We start from the raw sequence: 19,241 nt of genomic DNA on the forward strand, positions 1-19,241 counted from the left end.
TTGCAGCGCGATGTTGGGGTTCGACTTCGCCTCAGCCAACCTACGCGCCACATTGGATAAGGTGTAGCCATAATCTGACGATCAATCGGTTTGTCATTCGCCTCAAAACCGGGCAGGGAACGCCCGCCCGGTTTTGTCTAACTTACCAGTTATAGCGCAGATTGAGGCTACCGTTCAGATCGCCAAAATCATTGCTGCCAGTCTGCCCGGCAACCTGAGCGCGAACGCTCCACTGCTTATCGATATCTGCCTGCAGACCTACTTTCAGCTCCGCACGGTTAGCCGGAAGATCCTGTTTCACCGTAGCATCATCAAACGATACCGACACATCATCGCTGGTGTGCAGCCAGTTAGCTTCAGCAAACGGCTGGATAACCGTACGACTGCCCTTGTACAGCTTGCCGTCAACTCGCAGACCCAGGCGCGTTGTCCAACTGTCACTATCCTGACCGTCGATCCGGGTGCCGTAGTTATCCTTCACGCTATCCGCTGAGTAATTCTGCCAGACAACCTGCGCCTGCGGCGTCAGACTGACAGTATTGCCGTTACTCAGCGCAATATCGTAGCGATAACCGGTTTCCAGCGAGACAGCGTTAGCGGTTGAATCGTAAGATTCAGAACCCGCATCACCGCTCTCTACGCTGTTGTTGTAGAAACCATATTGGTACCAGCTGTCGACATACGCGCCGCTATGCGTTTGGGCATCGGCAAACCAGGTGGCATAGACGCCAAGGTTGTAGCCGTCTACGTTGCCGCTACTGGTGAACTGGCTACCGTCTGCGCCACGGTTACCGGTACTGTCGGTATCGGCGTTGATGTAGCTCGCCATGACGCCAACGGTAACGCTCTGCTGGCCGTTGCCCCAGGCCAGAATGTCGCCGCCTAACTGGAACTGGGAGTAGTTGCTGTCCATATCGATATTGCCGCTGACAGCCTCGGATTCCGCTTTACCCGCTTTGAAGCGCGCCCATACGCTGCCATCGGCGTTACGATACTGGCTACCCTCGCGGTCATAGAGGGTCTGCATTTGCAGGTTGCGCGCCATCCACTGGTTGCCCATGTACGCGCCGATATCCGCACGGTACTGCGGTGCGACATCGCCGCCATCGTCCGGAGGCGTGACATTACCGCCATTGTCGCCGTCGTCCGAAGGCGTGACATCACGGTCATCATCTGGAGGCGTGACATCACCGCCGCTGTCGTCATCATCAGACTGTGCTTTTGACGCCAGATACCAGTCGTTGTCACTTTCATTCCAGTACAGACGGTAGGTATACAGACTGGCGTTAACTTCATTTTTTAACACAAACGCATCGCTTGTCGATGTGCCGCCAACATCCACCACTTCGATACCGTTAGTGGTCTGCGCCCCATTGCCGATGCCGTTGATGTACAGATCGGTGGTGCCGGAGGCATCGCCGGTAATGACTAACTTATCGGTCGCCGAATCATCGTCGCCCAGGACGGTATTCAGGTAAAGCGAGCCGCCGTTGCCGGTGTAATCGCCATCGACATAAAGCGTATTGCCAGGCGTGCTGGAGGAGCTGCCGCTGGCGAGCGTCCCCATGTTGATCAGATCGCCATTGAGGGTGAGGATGGCGCCAGTTTCCTCGCTGTCGCCGAAGACCAGCGTCCCTTCGTTGGTCACCTTACCGTTAACGGTCGTACCGTTGCTGCCGCCGAAGGTCGCGTCAGAGGCGACGTTCACCGCCTGCTGGCTGCCCATTTCGCCAATCGTACCGTCCCCGGACAGCCACAGTGTGCCTTCCTGTACGTTGGTATCGCCGCTATAGGTATTCGCGCCGCTCAGCGTCAGTTTACCCGCGCCCAGTTTGGTCAGCGATTTACCGTCCCAGTCGCCGTTGCCGGTTTTATCGCCCAGTACGCTGGTGACTTCAAAACTGTCGCCTGCGCCCAGGGTAAACGTGCCATGTGCTGGCGTCGCTGACGTGGCGGTCGCATTCCAGCTCAGCCCTTCGGTAAGCAGATATTCTGACGCATCTTCAGGATTGATTGTCCCGGTTACGGTCAGATAGTCCGGCTTGTCAGTAAGGTTCATCGTCAGGCTGGTAAAGTCGCCGCTGATATCGCTGTCCATATCCATCAGTTTAAAGGACTGGAACTCCGCGTCGGAGGCGCGCGCTTGCAGGCTGGCGTCGCTGACGACCAGATCGCCGCCAAGCGTGGCGCTGCCGCCGGTAATCAGCGGTTGCACTGAGTCACTATTCAGCTCAACGTTCAGCGTACTGCCATCTTGCTGAATTAACGCGCTGTCGCCGAGATCCAACGAGGTGCCGAGCGCCAGTTGGGTCGTCGCGCCGCTATGAGTGGTGATGCCGCCCACCGCACTGACTTCACCATCTGCGTCCAGCACCAGCGTGGCGTTATTGTCGACCAGGCCGGTGCCCAGCGCCGTCGTACTGGCGGCGACCAGCGTACCTTCATTGATGGTGGTGCCGCCGCTGTAGTCGTTGTCGCCGGAGAGGATCAGCGTGCCTGCGTCTTCTTTGGTCAGCGATTTACCGTCCCATGTGCTATTCGGATCAAGCGTGTCGTCAACGTCTGTCAGATTAGCCGCAACGTTAAAGCTGCCGTCAGGGTCGCTAAGGGTAAAGGTACCGTGAGCGTCGGTAGAAGCGTTGTCTCTGTCCGCATACCAGGAGAGGGAGGCCGTCAGATCATAGTGGGTGTTGTCTGCTTCGTCGACTTTTCCGTCGATAGTCAGGAAGTCAACATCTTCTCTATTCATTCCCGCGACGGTCAGATTGTCGAAATCGCTGGTAATGGCGCTGTCGCTGTCAATCAGCGTGTAGGTGTATGCCTCAGGCGTCCAGCTGTCTGTAACGCTGCCGATGCCGGTGACGTTCAGCGTGCCGCCCAGCGTGACGCTGTCGGCGGTAATGGCGCTTTCACCGTTGGCCTTACTGAGGTCAATATTCAGCGTACTATCGGCTTGCTGAGTCAGCGAGTCGACGTTGAGCGTCGTACCTTTGGCCAGCTCAGTCGTTGCTCCAGACTGGGTTGTGACATTCGCAAGGTTGAATTCGCCCTCCGCGTCCAGCTTCAGCGTACCCGCGTTATCGACATCACCGCCGCCCAGCGCGTTAACGTTGGCGGCAATCAGCACACCGTCGTCAATAGTGGTGCCGCCGGAGTAAGTGTTATCGCCGCTTAACGTCAGCTCGCCCGTACCGGTTTTCACCAGCGAGCCGCTGCCAGAAAGCGTATTTTCCAGCTCGCCTTCGCCGACCTGAAGCACGCCGCTGTTGGCAATAACGCCAGTGCCCAGCGAATCCGCATGGTCAGCCGTCAGCGTACCGCCGGTAATAGTGGTGCCGCCGGAGTAAGTGTTATCGCCGGTCACGATCAGCTCATCGCTACCGCTTTTGACAATTTGGCCCCCGCCGGTCACGTTGTTATCCAGCGTGCCCTGGCTCAGCGCAAGCGTTGCGCTTTCTGCAATCGTCACATCGCCAGTGCCGAGCGAGGCGGCGTCTTTGGCGGTCAGAATGCCGCCGTCAATTTCAGTGTCGCCGTAGTCGTTGCCAGTGTTGCTGAGGATCAGCGTGCCGTCGCCCTGTTTGGTTAGCTTGCTGCCATCCCAGTTGGAGGTCGCCGTGGTTTCATCCAGTTCGCTGGTGACGGTAAAGGTACTGCCTGCATCAACGGTAAAAGTGCCATGCGCAGCGCGCGCAGAATTTGCGCCCGCGTACCAACTCAAGCCCGTAGACAACTCGTAGTTGGTATTATCATTCGCATCAACGCCCGCGTTGATCGTAAGGTAATCCGGCATAGCGGAGGTGTCGGCATCCAGCGTTACGCTGTCAAAATCGGTAGTGATCGCAGTTTGCGAATCAATCAGCGTGAACGATCCTAAGTGTTCGTCGGTTTCGGGCGCGACAAAGGTGGCCGTTGAGCTAAGGCTCAGCGTCCCGTCCAACGTGACGTTGGCGGCTTTGATAATTGGCGAGCTGTTGGCGGTATCCAGCGTCGCGTTTATCTGGCTGCCGTTCTGCAAGGTCAGGGTATTGTCCACCGTCAGCAGCGTACCTGTCGAACCGCTCGCGTTGCCCAGCGTAATGCCGCCGTCGTTGGTCAGGTTGCCGACGGTTGACGGGTCGGTCATGTTCCACTGGCTGGTTTCGTCAAGCGTCAATGAACTGTTCAGGCCGTTGACGCTCCCTTGCAGTGAGGATTTTTCGGCCAGCGACAAGGACGATACTGTGCTCCCCGCGTCAATGTTGCCATTCAGCGTTGTGTTGTTGGCCTCTACGGTTGCCGCATTATCCAGTTTAATAGCCGTTGGGCCAGTCAATGTGCTGTCGGTTAATGTAATGGGCTTTTCTATCACCGTGTTTTTATCAACGTGCAGCGCGGCGGCGTCGTCTGAGGTCACGTCCGCATTGTTGACCGTCAGCCCGGAGTTATTGCTGTAAAAACTGCTGCCCCCCGTGGTCATCAAAATGCCATCGCCTTTGGCGATGATGGTGGCGCCGTCAATGTTGACGGAAGATTTAGCGCTTTTAATGCCGATATCTTCGGACGTAATGACCATCGAGTTTTTATTATCGCCGGAAATGGTTACCGTTGAGGCGTTCACGGCTTCAATAGCGGCGCCTGCGACATTATCGTGCGTGATGGTTGAGTTCTTGATATCAAGAATACCCTGGTTGGAGGCAATAACCGTACTTTTCGTGCCCGTAGAACTCACCGTACTATTGGCCACATACAGAAAGGCGTTGCTTGTCGTGTTACCAGCCACGCTCAATTGACCATTCGTCAGCGTAACTTCGCTTCCGTCCTTTATTTTCAGCGTGCTGCCCTCGCCAACCGATATGTTGCTAGTGGTTTCCGCTGTTGCTGTTACCTTGATATCGCTCAATGTCGCTTGTGACTCGCCGCTGAGCGTCATGATGCCGTAATTGCCTTTGACCTGGAGGGTCCCTCCCGTTAGCGTTATGCTGCTCTGTCCGGTGAGTTCGATACCAGTACTATAGTTTCCTGTCGTTGAGATTTCTGCGTTGGTGAGATTAAGCACCGCGCCGCTGGCGAGCTTAATCGCCGTGGCGATTGCGTAGCTACCGTCCGGGAGGAGATCTCCGCCGCCGTCCGTCTCAATCACAACGCCTGTGCCTGTGCCTGAGGTTGGCTGCCATCCCCCCTTAGCCGTTGCCAAACCTTCCAGATACAGTGCCGTACCCTGGCCGGTACCTGAATAAGAAATTGGCGACGTTTCTGCGTTCAGGTCGTGGTCGACTCCGTCAATGTAGGACACCGGATTATCGGCCATAGCCAGCGGACTGGCGAACCCAAGCGCGGCAACAATTGCGAAGGCCAGCGCATTGTGTTTTGCACTAATTATCCATCCTGACTCAGGCTTTTCAATAGAAAGGGCGACTTCATTATTAGCGTGCGCCTGTATTTTAACTTTGCTGTGGCCTCGCGCCAGTTCTGAAGCCACGACATACATATTTCGCACGGCGCTCCAGACGATACTGTAGGTCCTGTTCAATTTTTAAATTTCCTTTTAATAACGTTCACGAAGCAAACTTGATTTTGATTGGCTGTAAATAGCTTTTAAATGGTGTATATAAATGAGATAAATAATAAATAACAAAAATATAGTTCTATGAATGATTACAATCATCTGTAACAATATATTATCAAAGACAGATTATTAACTAATTTCAAGGTCTATTTCAATGCCAGGTTAACCTTTGATTAATTTATAATTAATATAAATATATCCAACCATTTTATAAATATTCATACTATGGATGATATTTAATGGTTTCATATATTGAGATAAATAGATGCGTGGGGAAAAAGGTGTGATTATCATGCGACTCCTGGTGTTATTGTAAATATACTCGTCATACTTCAAGTTGCATGTGCTGCGGCTGCGTTCCTGCAACTCGAATTATTTAGAGTATATGGGTAGCGCCAGATGCCGGGTTGCAGAAGCGAGACGGCGCTTTTACACACTCGCGGCAAACGGTGGTGACTCCAATTAGCAGAACATATACTTTTCAATGAATGTGTCGATTACTTTTTCATGAAGCTCAATGGAACATGAAAAGCAGATTTTTTTCGTGCCAGACGCTTAATACGTTAATCCACGCACGTCGCATAACCTGCTGAACTTGCCGGCTTAATGGCGCAGTTTTGATTCCTGGTATTCTCATCCACGCCGCAATACATGCCGCCGCTCGAGGTTGATTTAGATAAATAGGGATAGCCCTGCGTCGGCCAGCCTAACGAGCTAATGGAATGATACAGCGTCAACAGGTCGTTATTATCTGGTGCTTTGCTAAGGCTACCGCACTGCTTGGCAATATCCCATTTAGTGTTGTCCACCGTATGCGCCATCGCCCAGTACTCGTTATTTGTATGCACTCCGTTGGTAAATACTGGCGTCACGCCTGACAGCAGCTCAGCCTGAAGCCACGGACGATGCAGCGTTTTTCCGTTAACGGATGTCGTATCCGCCATATTTCCCCAGAACAACGCTTTATCCGTATCCGGACTGGTAAGTACCATAAAAATCACATCCAGTGATGCGTGAAGAGTCGTATTGTCCGTCAGTTTCACCGTGAGTGGCGTTTTCAGTCCCAGGCTTTTATCCTGATTAAGCGTAAACGTTGCCGTACCGTCGCTGCCGGTAGTGCCGGTAAAGACAATCCCGGTGGTGGTCATACTTTGGCTGGCGCTTGCGGGTGTCAGCGCTTTAAGCATGAGATCGTCTGCTCCGGCATCCGCTGCCACGTCGCCATCCGTTACCACCGTACCTGCCCGATTTTTCGAATCGCCACGTGACAACGTAAAACCGACGTTGGCGACCGGGTTACCGCTGCTATCTTTTACCGTCACCGTTAACGGCATCGCGCTTCCCTTCTCCACTACCGCCGCGTTTTTCGCGCCGTCCATCGCCGTTGAGGTCAGCGTAATACTGGCAGGAGTAGAAGTATGCGGCTCGACCAGACACACCTGCGCGCCGGTCACGCTCGTGGAACTGGAACGGCCTTTGGCGCCAGTATCCAGCCGCAGATACTGGTAATACCCGGTGCCTGTTTCCTGGTCTACCGCCAGCCAGGATTTACCCGCCCCAACCGGCCAGCCGAACGCCGTACCGATAGCGCTGTTGGGATTGTCGCCATACAGCGTTTGCAGGTCGTTTAATAACGGCTGGTACTGCGCATCACAGCCGGTCGCGCCCGCTTTTTGGGTGTTCGCGATGGTCACCAGCGGCCAGGTTTCATTATTGTCAAGGTAGGTGCCGCTGTTCGACGTCATCTCAGCCGCCAGTAGCGGGCGGCGGAATTCCACGCCCGCGCTGTTGGTCACGGTTTCCGGCATATGTCCCCAGTATTTGGCTTTCACGCTGTCCGGGCTGGTGATTACGGTGAAAATCGCGTCCATATCGCTGACCGTCGGCGGATTGTCGGGAAGCATCGCTTCCAGCCGTGTTTTCAGGCCGGGGGTGTTATCCTGCGTCAGTTCAAACTGCACTCTGCCGCTCTCATCCGTGGTGCCGTACCAGTACCAGAGTTGCTCGCCGGAATAATGATAGGCAAACGCTTTGGCATCCGCTGGCGGCGCAATCGGCGTTAACAGCATGTCGCTATTGCTGCCGTTTTCATTGCCGCCCGCCCGGTTTTGCGAATAGTTCCCTCGCCCCAGACGAATGGGGACGTTGGGCTGCGGCGTACCAGCGCCGTCAGTGACGGTCACCGTAAGCGGAATTTTTTCCCCCTTTTTCGCCAGCGCCGCGGATTTTTCGGCATTCATGGCGCTGGAAGTCAGCGCTATCGACAGCACCCTGCGCTTCGCCAGGCAGAGTTGCGCCGTTGCAGTATTGGTGCTTGTCGTTGTCGTCTCGCCGGTATTTAGCCTGATGTACTGGAAATTATTCGTCGAGTGCGTATCGTTGACTTTCGAATCCCCCGCCCCCCAGTATTTCCCCCCAGCCACCGGTAGCCCAAAGGCCGCCGTTAGCCCGCCCTGCGGATAGTCGGCATACAGCGTTTTTAACTCATCCATCGTCGGCAACCCCAGGCGATCACACGGGCTGGCGGAATCCTGATACAGGTTTGGATAACGGCTCCAGGTATACCAGTTTTCACCATTTGCCAAATAGCCAGAAGTATCCGTGGTTGAAGAAAGCTCGGCGCGCAGCAGCGGCCGGGCAAACTCTACCCCTTTACTGTTGGTAAAGGTTTCCGGCATATGGCCCCAGTATGTGGCCTTGTCGGTATCCGGGCTGGTGATAACGGTAAAGATAGCGTCTTTACTGTCCGTCAGGTTGCTGCCGTCCATCGTGGCGGCGCTGATAGTGGTCTTTAAACCTGTGGTACTGTCCTGAGCCAGGGTAAATGTCACCTGACCCAGTTCATCAGTTTCCACGTACAGATATTTCGCGGAGGTATCCAGCAGGGATGTCGCAAGGCCGGACGGCATCACATTACGTAGCGTAATATCGTCTGTGGCGCCTGAAGCCGATGTGGCGCTATTGGCGCGATTGTACGACGTTCCCCGGCTGATTTTCACCATCACGTTTTTCATCGGCTGGCCTGCGGCGTCTTTCACCGTGACGGTAGCGGCAATCTGCTCGCCCTTCTTCGCCTTTGCGATTCCGGTGGCTTCATCCTGGCCTGCCAGCGTCAGCGTCAGGCTGGCAGCGGCGCGGCGCGCCGAGACAAGACAGGTCTGCATGTAGTAAGCCGTGGTGCTGGTCGTCGTTTTGACATCATTGCCGTCGTTAAACAGGTTGACCGCCGCGTAGAGCGACTGCGCGCCGTCTGACGATATCACGTAATCCCCCGCCCACCAGTAGCGGCTGACGTTGTTGTTGCCCGAACTGGTCATCGGCCAGCCGTTACGGCTACGCATGGCATTATCAGGCCAGGTATTGTACAGCGTCTGGAGGTTGCTGACGCTGGGCAGATAATCGCGCCCGCAGCCGCCGCTGACGCCGTTCCAGGCTTTATCGACGGTTATCATGCCCCAGGTTTCGCCCTTGTCGTAGTAGCCGTTGGCGATGGTCAGCGTTTTGCCGGGCGTAGCGCTGAACTCGCTCGCCAGCAGCGGACGTTTGTACGCCACGCCGCTGCTGTCGGTTAACGTTTCCGCCATATGGCCCCAGTAGCTGGCCTTCGGGGTGTCCGGGCTGGTAACCACGGTGAAAATAACCGGCAATGGCGCGGTCGTTGCGGCGTTGCTGTGCTCTATCGACGCCATCAGCGGCGTTTTAAAGCCAGCGCCCCCGTCCTGGCTGATATCCAGCGTCAGCGTACCGTCCGCGCCGGTAGCGGTGTAATACTCAACGCCGCTGTTGCGCGCGTCGCTGTGGTTAATCTGTATGGCTGCCGCCTGCGAACCGTTAACCTCCTGATTCGCCCGCCCAATGCTGTCGCCGCGCGTAAAGATAACCGGCGTGTCCGCCACCGGGTTGCCCTGGGCATCCAGCGTGGTGATGGTGACCGGAATCGTCTCGCCGACCTTCGCTTTAGCGAAACCATCGCTGTCGTTATACTGCGGCGAAGTCAGCGTTATCTGCGTCGCCACCGGATGGGCGTTTTGCAGGCAGACAAAATAGAGTTTTTCATCCCACAGCAGCGAACCGATGCCGCCGTCGCGCAGATTAATCGACTTAACGTAGCGGTTTTCCGATGTCCTGCTTAAATCGGCGGTGCTGTCCTGGTAGTTTTTACCGTCCAGCGGCCAGCCCTGCTGGGTATTCATGGCGCCGCCTGGCCAGGTGTCGTACAGCGACTGGAGATCGGCAAGCGAGGGAACAAATCCCGCGCCGCAGGCATCTTTCGCCACCTCAAAATTCACGCTGCCCCAGGTTTCGTTATTTTCCGTATTGCTGCCGTGGGTAATACCGCTGGCGATTTCAGCCGATAACAGCGGGCGCTTAAATACCTCGCCGTTGGCCGCCGCTACCGTTTCCGGCATATGGCCCCACATTTTAGCCTTATCGCTGTCGGGGCTGGTGACCACGGTAAAAATGGTGTCGATACTGGCCGTCGCGCTGGCGTTATCGTACAGCGCCGCCGTAATCGCGACCTTCGTACCGTGGGTATCCGGGCGGGTGACGTTGATAATTTTGCTGCCGTCCTCGCCGGTCAGTTCGCCGATTTTGGTGGCGGTATCGTTGAGCGATTCACCGTCGATGACCACCGCAGAAACGATGCCGTCGCCGCTACCGGCGATATGTTTTTCCCCCTGGCGGGTATAGCCGTCGCCGCGACTGAGCACAAACGGCGCATCCGGGACCGGATTGCCGCTGGCGTCTTTCGCCGTCACCTTGAGCTGAAGGGTGTCGCCTTTTTTCACTTTCACCGCGTGCTCGCCGCCGACGTCATACCACAGCGACGTATCTACCGGTTCGATGGTAATTGAGGCGGCCGTGGGATTGACGCCAACCAGGCAACTCACAAAATCGGAAGCGTCGCCGGAAGCGGTTTTGTCGCCGGAGGCCAGCGATACCGTCTGCCACGAACTGGCGCTGGCGAAGGTGGAAGACCAGTAGTTATACGACGTCGGCCAGCCGGATACGGTGTGAATTTTATTGCCATCGTTCGCGGCATAGAGTGCGCTAAGCTGGTGATCTTGCGGCAGATGATTAACCTCGCAGCCTCCGGCGTTGGGGTTGTTCAGCGCATCGGCATGGGTAACGCGCGCCCAGGTTTCGTTATTCTGATCTTCGGTCCTGGTCGCGGCAGTCGCTTCCGCCGCCAGTTTTGGCCGCTGGAATTCCATATTGTCCACGGTGATAGTATCCGCCATATGTCCCCACATATGCGCTTTTGGCGTGTCGGGGCTGGTGGGTACGGTGAATTTCACGCTGCGGTTGACGGGGGCGGTGATCAGCGAGTGGAGCGGCAGTACGGTCAGCGGCGTCAGCAAGCCGACGCCCTGCGGCTGTTCAATCACCAGCGTGGCGTTCCCCTCGGCATCGGTGATGCCCTGATACGTCATCGACGCCTGGGAGGAGCCAAACGAGGTTCCCCCCATGACCAACGTTCCGTCGCTGGAGTCGGTAAAACCGGTCGTCGCGTTGTCGCGATTTTTGCCATGCGACATGGTCACGGTAAACGCGGCGTTAGGCACAGTCAGTCCGTTCAGCGCGTTGACGGAGTGCACGTTCATCGTTACCTGTTCGCCCACTTTGGCGACCGCATTGCGTAACGACTCGTTGCCATCGAAGTAAACGTTCAGGATGGTCACCAGTTCGTTGCCGGAACAGGAAAGATAGTTCGGTTCAGCGCCGCTGAACATGCTGTCCGCGCCGGTCGCCATGTTGACGTGCGCGGTGGTGGAGCCATCGGTATCCGCCGCGATATAGCTGTGTTTCTGCGTCGGCCAGCCGTAGGTCGTTTCCATCGCGTTGCCGGAATGGGCCGCATACAGCGTATCCAGCAGCAGTTGCCCCGGCACCTGGCCCGCGCCGCACTGGTTTGTCGCCGCCGTTACCGAGTTAAACGTGGCCCAGTATTCGTTATTCTCAAATTCAGAGCCGGTGTCCTGCGCGGCTTCGTCCGCCAGCAGCGGACGTTTGTAGATATTGCCCGCCTCCACCACGCCCTGCATATGGCCCCACATGCGCGCCTGCGCCACGTCCGGGCTGGTGACTACGGTAAAAATGACGTTCTGCGTCGCTTCCGTCCCGTCGAACAGCACCACGCGCACCGGGGTTAACACGCCCGCGCCCCGATCCTGGGTCAGCGCCAGCGAGAACTGGCCGTTGGCGTCGGTGACGCCGTGATAGTGACCGTCGCTGCCTTCCAGATTGGTGATGACGACCGGTTCATCCGACCACTGATGCGCCGCGTCAATATCGGCGTTCTTTTGATTCTGGCGATTCTGCTCGTCGCCCAGATAGACATTAAAGTAGCGATAAGGCAGCGGTTTGTTGGTGGCGCTGTCGGTCACGCTGATCTTCATATTGATCTCATCGCCAACCTCGACTTTCGCGGCATTGACCGTTGAATCAAAACTATCGGCGCTAATCACTAACTTCGGCGTAACCGCAGGCGAGGCTTTATCCACGCAGCTTACCAGCGATTGCGTGGCGTCCGGCATTTGCGTAAGGCTGCGGCTACGCATATCAATGCTGATATGGTCGGCGGCGATCGATCCCTGGGAGGAGGACCAGTACTCTTCATCTCCGGATGTCAGCCCCACCGGCCAGCCGAGGGTGGTGGATAAATCGCCGCGCTCAATTTTTAACCCTTCCAGTTGGCGCGCATCCGGCAGAATATCGCAGTGTTTATCCGCATTAGCCCAGTTGAACTGCGCCCAGCTTTCATTGTTGATACTGACGGCGCGGTCTTCGCCGTCGGTTTCCGCCGCCAGTTTGGGGCGGCTAAAGGTGTAGCTTTCGCCGTCCACCGTGGCGGTGGAATTGTCCGCCATATGGCCGTACATATTGGCGCTGCCGCTGTCCGGGCTGGTGAGGGTGGTAAAAATCACGTCCACGTCGGCTTTCAGCGCAGGCGCGCCTGACGGGTGCGCCACCAGCGGGGTTTTTACCCCCGGACCGTTAGCCTGGGTGACGGTCACCGTCGCCACGCCTTCCGCATTGGTGGTGCCGTGATATTCGGTGGCGGTGGTGGTTAGTTCGGTATTGCCGACGCGTACCGGCGCGGTATTGTTCACCACGCCCTGGCGATTCAGCGCATCGCCGCGGGTAATCACGAACGCGATATTGCCCGCAGGCTCGCCGTTACAGCCTTTGGTATTCACCGTCAGCGTGATGCTTTCACCGGCTTTGACCTTCGCGGCGTTTAGCGACTCGTCCAGATGATCGGCGGCGAGCGTTACCGGGTCGCCCACGGCGGGGGCAATATCCACCGCAATCTTTTGATTGAGTATCTCTACCGCGCTGTCATAAGGCACGCCGGTGCGGGTAAGCAGCCACAGCGGCGGTACGGCGGTTGAGGTATCCAGTTGCGGCCAGACCACCAGGTGGCGGCCCGCCATATTTTGCTCACAGAACGTCAGGTTTGCCGATGGCTGCGGAGACAGCGGCGTATCCGGCGTGGCGGCGTCGGCCCACACCAGCGTGACGGTGGGCGCGCGTTCAGCCTGCCAGGCCAGCGGCGGATCGGCGAAAATATCGCCTTCAGTATCGTGCGGGTTGGTTAAGGTCATCGCGCTGCCTGCATCACTGGTGCTGAACTGGCTGGGTTTCGCGGAGTAATCAACAGGATTCGCCGCATCAGAGCGCAATTGCACGCTGCCCTGATAGACCGGGATCGTCACACTATCGGCCTGAGGGGGAGTACCGTTAATAGCCGCAGTTTGCTCAGTGAGTTCCTGCCATGCGCCGCTGCTTCGCACGGCCTGCGCGAAGAAAGGCTTTAAAATAAAGGCGCATAACAGCAACCAGGATAAAAAACCGACACACTTTTTCGATTTCACTGACGTACCTGAGAAAAGTCCATTTCGTTGCAGCTCATTCCATTAATACAAGGAATTAAAAATGCATCGCGACCGGCACAACGCCAGCCACAAGGGATACACAGGTTGGGCGCGCCTCACCCAACCTACTGCACCCGGCACGAGGCATAAGCAAAACCTTGACTTGAAAGCGTACAGTTTTCCGTATTGGTCGTTTCGTTAAATGAGCAATACTTACCGCCAACCATCGTTTGCGATGCATAGTCATATGTATACGACGACGCCGGCGCAGCCGTAGGCCAGTGCAGGTCGCCAATGATGTTCTTCAGCGCCTTCAGATCGTCCAGCGTCGCGGCGTTTTCCAGCGAGCCGCAAAGATAAGGCAGCGATGTCGTAGCATGAATGGATGTTTCACCATAATCAATATAGTTCGCCGCCCAGGTTTCATTATTAAGCGGCCAGGTGCCTGGCGGCATTTTGGACATCTCTGTTTTCAGGAATGGGCGGCGCAGCGTAACGCCGTTAACCTCAACGGTATCCGGCATATGGCCCCAGTATGACGCATACGGCGTATCCGGGCTGGTTGGTACCGTAAAGATCGCATCGACGCTCGCCGTCTCGCCAGCCAGCTCCGAAAGCGTCGCCGTGATGGATGTTCTCAAACCCAGCGATTTATCCTGGTTTAACGTGAACCGCAACTTACCGTCATCGCCGGTGACGCCATACCATTTCGTGCTGGTTCCCCTCTGGTTATTAAACACCACTGCCGCACCCGCAGGCGATACCGGCGTCAGGGTCATGTCTGATAACGCGCCTTTGGACGCAACCGGCTCGCCAATCACACCGGCCTGAATGTATTTGCTATCCACCGTGCCACGCGAATAAGAGTAATCACGCGTCAGCATAAGCGTCGCCCCCGCCTGCGGCTGCCCGGCGCCGTTAGTCACCGTTACCGTCATCGGTATCGCCTCGCCTGTTTTCGCCACCGCCGCCGATTTATCCGCGTTCCACACGTCCGTAGATAACGCAATCTTCATCTGTCGCGGTTCCGTCAGACAGAGCTGGTAATAGAAATTCCCCGGAGTTTCCAACGTGGTGCCGCCATTACCCGTATTGAGATCGGTAAATTGCCAGTAAATGGATTGATTTTTTACCAGGCTGTCGCCTGCCCACCATTTTTTCTTGATGGGTAATCCAATGTCGGTCGTGATCTTACCTTTGGGGTGATCGCGGTACAGCGACTGGAGATCATCCTGCGTGGCCATCTGATTTATCGGGCACGCGCCATAATTCCCGGTATTAAAATTATTCACCGTAAACCAGGTTTCATTGGTTTCGAAGTAACTCGACGTATGATTCTGCGATGAGAGTTCGCCATACAGCAGCGGGCGCATAAACTCCGCGCCGTTGCTGGCGGTGAAGGTTTCCGGCATATGGCCGTACATATTGGCCTTGTCGCTGTTCGGGCTGGTGATGACGGTAAACACTGCCGGCAGCGACGAGGTTACTGTCGGCGTATCATACAGGCTGGCAGTCACCACGCTTTTCACCCCGACTCCGCCAGGTTCGTCAAGCGAAAGGGCCAACGTACCGTTCGCCCCGGTCGCCCCATAAAGAACCGATGAACTGTAGGCAAACTCTTGCGTCGCGCCACCAGACTGCGTCATCGTCATGGTGTAGCTGTTGGTAAACGGGTAGTCAGCTTTACGCGGCGTCCCGGCGTCGCGCTTAAGCGAAAACGTCGTATAAGGCACCGGATTACCCGCCGCATCGGTGGTGGTGACGAGCAGTGGGATCGACTCACTGTTTTTAGCCTTCACCGCCTGAATAGTGTCATCCGTCGCCAGCGTGGAGGTGAGCGTAATTTGCGTAGCCTGCGTCTTCGGCGTCGTTGCGCAAATTTGGTATTGCCTGTCGTTCACACCGTCATTAACGACGCCCCGGCGCGAATCATCATCCAGATCGACAATGTAATAGGATCGGGGCTTTCCGCCGGTTAACGACCCGGAACTGGAACCGCTCCAGTAAGAACGGTTGATCGGCCAGCCCTGGGCGGTTTTTATCGTGCGGTTTGGGTATTTGCTGTAGAGCGAATCCAGCGCCTCGACGGAAGGGAAATAGCCCGCAGCGCAGTTAACAGCGGGGTCGGTTTTTGAACTGTCTGGCCCATAAAGCCCCGCCCAGATTTCGTTGTCTTCGGTATATTGCGCGGCACTTGCCTGATTGGCTAATTCAGCGTAGAGCTGTGGACGCTGATACTCCGCGCCATCCGCCGCCGTGAGCGACGGCAACATATGCCCCCACATGCGGGCAACGTCGACATCCGGGCTGGTGATGACGGTAAAGATGGTGTCAATGCTGGCGCTCACGGCGGCATTTTCATACAGCGCGGCGATAATGGCCGTTCGGGTGCCGTGTGTGTCCGGGCGGGTAACGCTGATGATGCGGGTGCCGTCAGCGCCGGTCAGCATCCCCATTTTGGTGGTGGTCCAGGCCAGGGATTCGCCATCGATCACCACGGGCGTGACGATGCCTTGCTGATCGTTGCCCTCACTGGCGGTGTACTTCTCGCCCCTGCGATCGTAACCGTCGCCGCGGGTGAGCACAAACGGCGCTTCCGGGATCGGGTTGCCGCTGGCGTCCTTCACCGTCACCTTCAGTTGCATCGTGTCGCCTTTTTTCGCTTTGACCGCGTGAACGCCGCTGCCATCGTACCACTGCGACGCATCCACCGGTTCAATGGTAATCGAGGCCGCCGCCGGGTTATCGCTGGCCAGACAGCTGGCGTAAATGGAGACGTTGGCGTTGGCGAATTCACTGCCGCTAAACAGCGAGATCAGTTTCCACGTGGTAGCGCTCTGGAAGGTCGAAGACCAGTAGTTAAGCAGCGTCGGCCAACCCTGGGTGCTTTTCATCACGCCGTCGCTGTTGGCGTTGTACAACGCCTCAAGCTGATCGATGCGCGGCAGGCGGTTCGCCGCGCAGCCGCCCTTATCCGGGTTGCCCGCCGCGTCAGGGTGCAGAACGCGCGCCCAGGTTTCGTTAGCCTCAGCCTGAGTACGTTCCGGCGTCACTTCATCCGCCAGCTTAGGCCGCTCAAAGGTCAGATCGCCGACGGTGATGGTATCAGCCATATGGCCCCACATTTTGGCTTTTGGCGTATCCGGGCTGGTGGCGACGGTAAACTTCACGCTGCGGGAAACGGGCGTGCTGATTAATGAATCGACGGGCGCAATGCTTAACGGCGTCAGCAGCCCTACTCCCTTCGGCTGGGTGAGGATAATGGTCGCATCGCCGTTGGCGTCGGTGATCCCATGATAAGCCTGCCCGGCAAGGTAGCCCACGTCATCAAACAGCATCTGGCCATTGCTGGTGTCGGTAAAACCGGTCGTCAGCCCGTCGCGCCGTTTGCCGTTCGCCATGGTGACGGTGAAGTCGGTATAGGCGATCGGCATGCCGTTGAGGGCGTTGCGCGAATGAATGTTCAGCTTAATCTGTTCACCCACTTTGGCAACCATATCGCTGTTTTTGGTCGCCGGGTCATCGTTGAAGTAGACGTCCAGCACCGCCACCATTTCGTTGGCCGAGCAGGTCAGGTAGTTCGGTTGATTGGTAAATTTACCGCTATCGCCGTTTTCAAGGTTGACGTGCGCCGTTCCCGAGGCGTCGCTGTCCGCGGCGATGTAATAGTCTTCGGTTGGCCAGCCATGTTCGCTTTCCATCTTGCCGCCAGCATGTTCGCTGTATAAATGTGCCAGCGATGACTGATCCGGCACCTGGCCGATGCCGCACTGCGCGGTGGCTTTTTCCACTGAATTAAACGTCGCCCACTCTTCGTTGTTTTCGCTGAACTGGCCGTCTTTGTGGCTGGTTTCCACCGCCAGCAGCGGGCGTCTATACAGGTTGCCCGCGTCCACCACGCCCTGCATATGGCCCCACATGTTGGCGCCGTCCACATCCGGGCTGGTTATCACGGTGAAAATTACGCTAAAGGGCAACTCGATGCTGCCGCCTTCATCATCCGGCATCACGATGCGGATGGGCGTTTCTACGCCCAGGCCGCTGTCGTGTTTTAACGTCAGGTGTACCTGGCCGTTGGCGTCGGTCACACCGGTATAGTGTTCCGGCGACGAGGCGCGCATATCTTCGGTGTTGATTGTAACCCGTTGGTTATCCCACGCGTCCTGATGCTCTCCTTTGCGGTTTTTCGCAGGGTCAATGAACAGCTCCATATAGCGATAAGGCAGCGGCTTTTGCGTGTCGCGATCCACAACGGTCATCACTAAATCAATCGATTCCCCCACCTGTGCTTTATACGGCCCCTCTGGAGAGAGCGTTATCTGCGGATGCGCCGCAGGCTGGGCCTTATCCACACAACTGACCAGTAGCGTGTCGCTGTTGGCGGCCCTGACGACCGACGCGCTGTTCATATGCACGGCAGCGTGGTAGTCGTTTATCTGATCTTTGGTTGACGACCAGTATTCCGCATCGCCCGTCACCGGCCAGCCGGTGTACGTTGCCAACGCACTATGCTCATGCCTTAGCGCCACCAGTTGTTCGGCATCCGGCAGAATGTCGCAATGGTTATCCGCGCCACTCCAGGTAAACTGCGCCCAGGTTTCGTTGGTGTCCACAACGGTGCCGCCATTTCCGCTGGTTTCCGCCGCCAGTTTCGGGCGGGTGAAAGTGTAGGTCGTACCGTTCAGCGTCGCCGTGGCGTTCTCAAGCATATGACCGTACATGTTGGCCTTATCACTGTCAGGACTGGTGATGGTAGTGAAAATGACGTCGACATTGTCGGTCAGCGTGGGATAGCTTTGCGAAGAGACGATGAGTCGTGTTTTTACCCCCGGACCTTGCTCTTGCGTCACCACCACCGTGGCGTTGCCCTGCCCGTCCGTTACACCGTGATATTCTGTTTGCGTAGTCGTTAACTCGGTATCGCCAACGCGCACCGGGTTAGCGTTATTGACCATGCCCTGGCGATTTATTGCATCCTCGCGACGGATCACGAAGGCAGCATTCGGCGCCACGTCGCCATTACAGGCTTTGGTGGAGACAGTGAGGGTAATGCTCTCCCCCGCTTTGACTTTCGAGGCTGCAAAGTTGGCGTCAATATGATCGCCGCTCACAGAAACAGGATCGCTCACCGCCGGTTTGATATTCAGCGTCACTTTCGGGCTAAGTAGCGGAATGACCGCATTGTTCGGCACCCCGGTACGGGTATAGAGCCACAGCGCGGGAACGTTCGTTTCATCTTCCACCTGCGCCCAGGCCACCAGTTGCCGCCCGGCGAGGTTTTGGGCGCAAAAGGTCTGGTTAAGAATCGGCTGCGGCGAGAGCGGCGTATCCGGCGTGGCGGCATCGGCCCATACCAGACTCATGGTCGGCGGTTCTTGATTTTCCCAGGCGATGGAGGGCGGATCGGTAAAGAGATCGCCTTCCGTATCGGTGGAGTTGACCGCACGCATCGAGGTTGAGGAGGCATCAGCGCTAAAATCGCGCGGCATGGCGGTAAACTCGATATCGTAGGTCTTGGTAGGGTCAAGCAGCATACTTCCCTGATACAGGGGAATAGTGGCACCGTCGGCCAGCGGCGCGGTGCCGTTAACCGCGCCGGTCGTCGAGTTCAGCTCTTGCCAGGTCCCGCCCTTCAATAACGCCTGCGCAGGCGCGATCGACACTGCAAACATGATCAGTAATGTCAGTAAGAAATGTACCACTTTATTCACTTGCCGATTCCTGTTCATGAGCGATAGCCACCCGTATTCATTCTCTGTCGTGATTCAACCCACTTTGCTTAGCGTGCAGCTAAGCAAAGTGCGCGGAAAATA

General features: G+C 56.6%; 3 protein-coding genes and 1 pseudogene. All 4 read right to left on the reverse strand.

All coding sequences use genetic code 11. The features are described 5' to 3' along the window. Nucleotides 1-142: 142 nt before the first annotated feature. The 4 genes and pseudogenes from shdA to ratA all read right to left on the reverse strand — a co-directional run bounded on the left by shdA (nt 143) and on the right by ratA (nt 19,157). Nucleotides 143-5,512: a fibronectin-binding autotransporter adhesin ShdA gene (shdA, locus tag NA624_RS18670; RefSeq protein ID WP_071778382.1), complete on the reverse strand. Its 5,370-nt coding sequence runs from the start codon at nt 5,510-5,512 to the stop codon at nt 143-145. 498 nt (nt 5,513-6,010) lie between these two features. After that, nucleotides 6,011-6,111, reverse strand: a pseudogene (locus tag NA624_RS18675) (IS1 family transposase); the annotation flags it as partial. Beyond that, nucleotides 6,112-13,428 carry a DUF823/DUF824 repeat adhesin RatB gene (gene ratB, locus NA624_RS18680; protein WP_000837149.1) on the reverse strand — a complete coding sequence of 2,439 codons (7,317 nt, stop codon included), beginning with the start codon at nt 13,426-13,428 and terminating at the stop codon, nt 6,112-6,114. Nucleotides 13,429-13,553: 125 nt separating this feature from the next. Beyond that, a complete protein-coding gene (gene ratA, locus NA624_RS18685) occupies nt 13,554-19,157 on the reverse strand; it encodes a DUF823/DUF824 repeat adhesin RatA (protein ID WP_001081438.1) in 5,604 nt (1,867 codons plus the stop codon). Between the last annotated feature and the right edge of the window lie 84 nt (nt 19,158-19,241).

Origin of the sequence: Salmonella sp. NW38 (genome assembly GCF_051807745.1) — a bacterium.
Classification (GTDB): domain Bacteria; phylum Pseudomonadota; class Gammaproteobacteria; order Enterobacterales; family Enterobacteriaceae; genus Salmonella; species Salmonella enterica.